Annotated in this window: 1 protein-coding gene and 1 pseudogene; one reads left to right on the top strand and one right to left on the bottom strand. The window is 64.5% G+C overall.

The genetic code is table 11. The annotated features are described in order from the left end of the window. Positions 1 to 515 (bottom strand): annotated as a pseudogene (locus tag EN893_RS27345) (DNA mismatch repair protein MutS); the annotation flags it as partial. 213 nt (positions 516 to 728) lie between these two features. Here EN893_RS27345 and EN893_RS27340 point away from each other — a divergent pair. Then, positions 729 to 2800, top strand: a 2072-nt coding sequence (locus tag EN893_RS27340; RefSeq protein ID WP_164901147.1) for an NADP-dependent malic enzyme, incomplete at its 3' end; no start/stop codon positions are given.

Genomic DNA, 2800 nt, shown 5'->3' with positions numbered 1-2800 from the left:
ATCCAGGCCAGCGCGAAACTGTGATCGGCTCCGCCCTTCACCCGCCCCAGCGCCATCAGGAAACTCGATTCCGAGGGCGCCAGCAATTTGTCCTCGGTGATGGTGCCCGGTGTCACCAGCCGCACGACGTCGCGGCGCACCACCGATTTGCCGCCGCGTTTCTTGGCCTCGGCCGGATCCTCGATCTGTTCGCAGACGGCGACGCGGAAACCCTGGCCGATCAGCTTTTGCAGATAGTCGTCGGCGGCATGCACCGGCACCCCGCACATCGGGATGTCGAGCCCTTGATACTTGCCGCGCTTGGTCAGCACGATGCCGAGCGCCCGGCTCGCCTTCTCGGCATCGTCGAAGAACAGCTCGTAGAAATCGCCCATGCGATAGAACAGCAGCGAATCGGGGTTCGCCGCCTTGATCTCGATAAATTGCTCGATCATCGGCGTGGCGCCGGCGTGGACGGTCGGCGCCGGCGTCATCGCCTCGGGGGCGTCTGGCTCGTTCGGGCTGTGCATGTTCATGCGCGGCACGCTAGCAGATGTGATGATGCGGTTTAATGCCGGCGCTTCGAAAAACGGGGGACGACGGGACGGCAGCTTGTCCGCAATTGCCGATGCGGACCGCGATTCCAGCGCGCGGGCGGTTTACACGCGGCGGCGCGTGGTCTTAATTCGGACCGAAACAAAGCACCCGCTTCAAGGAGGTGCTGCACCGGTGAGGAAATCAAGAACATCATGGCCAGGAAAACCGAGAACAGCGGTCCGTCCGTCAGTGCGCAGGAAGCGCTCGAATTCCACGCCATGGGTCGGCCGGGCAAGCTGGAGGTCGTCGCCACCAAGCCGATGGCGACGCAACGCGACCTCAGCCTCGCCTATTCGCCTGGTGTCGCGGTTCCGGTCCTGGCCATCGCCGAAGACCCCTCGCGCGCCTTCGACTACACGACGCGCGGCAACATGGTCGCCGTCATCTCCAACGGCACGGCCATCCTCGGTCTAGGCAATCTCGGCGCGCTGGCCTCCAAGCCGGTGATGGAGGGCAAGGCGGTGCTGTTCAAGCGCTTCGCCGATGTCGATTCCATCGACCTCGAGGTCGACACCGAGGACGCCGACGAATTCATCAACTGCGTGCGGTTCCTCGGGCCCTCTTTCGGCGGCATCAACCTCGAGGACATCAAGGCGCCGGAGTGCTTCATCATCGAGCAGCGCCTGCGCGAATTGATGGACATTCCCGTCTTTCACGACGACCAGCACGGCACCGCGATCATCTCGGCCGCCGGCCTGATCAACGCGCTGGAGATCACCGGTCGCGACATGAAGACCACAAAAATGGTCTGCAACGGCGCTGGTGCGGCCGGCATCGCCTGCATCGAGCTGATGAAGGCGATGGGCTTTGCGCCGGAAAACATCATCCTGTGCGACACGAAGGGCGTCGTTTTCCAAGGCCGCACCGAAGGCATGAACCAGTGGAAATCGGCGCATGCGGTCAAGACCGAGGCGCGCAGCCTCGCCGAGGCACTCGATGGCGCCGACGTCTTCCTCGGCCTCTCCGCCAAGGGCGCGCTGACCACTGCCATGGTGCAGTCGATGGCCAAGAACCCGATCATCTTCGCCATGGCCAATCCCGACCCGGAAATCACGCCGGAGGAGGTCGCCGAGATCCGCACCGACGCCATCATGGCCACCGGGCGTTCTGATTATCCCAACCAGGTCAACAACGTGCTCGGCTTTCCCTACATCTTCCGCGGCGCGCTTGATGTCAGGGCAACCACCATCAATGACGACATGAAGATCGCCGCCGCGCAGGCGCTGGCGGCATTGGCGCGCCAGGATGTGCCCGACGATGTCGCCGCCGCTTATCAGGGCAACCGGCCGAAATTCGGCCCCAACTACATCATCCCGGTGCCGTTCGACCCGCGCCTGATCTCGGCCATCCCGATCGCGGTCGCCAAGGCGGCGATGGACTCAGGCGTCGCCCGCAAGCCGATCCTCGATCTCGACCGTTACGCGCAGGAGCTGTCGGCCCGCCGCGACCCGATCGCCTCGACCCTGCAGCGCATCTACGACCGCGTGCGCCGCCAGCCCAAGCGCATCGTTTTCGCCGAGGGCGAGGAGGAGCAGGTCATGCGCGCCGCCGTCTCCTATGTGAACCAGCGGCTCGGCACCGCCATCCTGCTCGGACGCGACGACGTCATCAAGGAGAACGCCAAGCACGCCGGCATCGACCTCAACAAGCAAGGCATCGAGATCATCAATGCAAGGCTGTCGCGCCGCAACGGCATCTACACCGACTATCTCTACGAGCGCATGCAGCGCAAAGGCTTCCTGTTCCGCGACTGCCAGCGGCTGATCAACAACGACCGCAACCACTTTGCCGCCTGCATGGTGGCGCTGGGCGACGCCGACGGCATCGTCACCGGTGTCACCCGCAACTATTCGACCGCGCTCGACGACATCCGCCGCGTCATCGACGCCAAGCCCGGCCACCGCGTCATCGGCGTCTCGATCGTGCTGGCGCGAGGCAAGACCGTGCTGGTCGCCGACACCGCCGTGCACGATATGCCGAATGCCGAGCAGATCGCCGACATCGCCGAGGAGGCCGCGGGCTTTGCCCGCCGCATGGGTTATGAGCCGAGGCTCGCCATGCTCGCCTATTCCACCTTCGGCCATCCACAGGGCGAGCGCTCCGAACGCGTCCAGGAAGCGGTGCGCATCCTCGACAAGCGCCGCGTCGATTTCGAATATGACGGCGAAATGGCCGCCGACGTGGCGCTCAACGCGCGGGCCATGGCGCAATATCCGTTCATAAG

The sequence above is a fragment of the Mesorhizobium sp. M7A.F.Ca.CA.004.04.2.1 genome (assembly GCF_004022825.1).
Lineage (GTDB): Bacteria > Pseudomonadota > Alphaproteobacteria > Rhizobiales > Rhizobiaceae > Mesorhizobium.
This window is presented reverse-complemented; position numbering and strand designations above follow the sequence as displayed.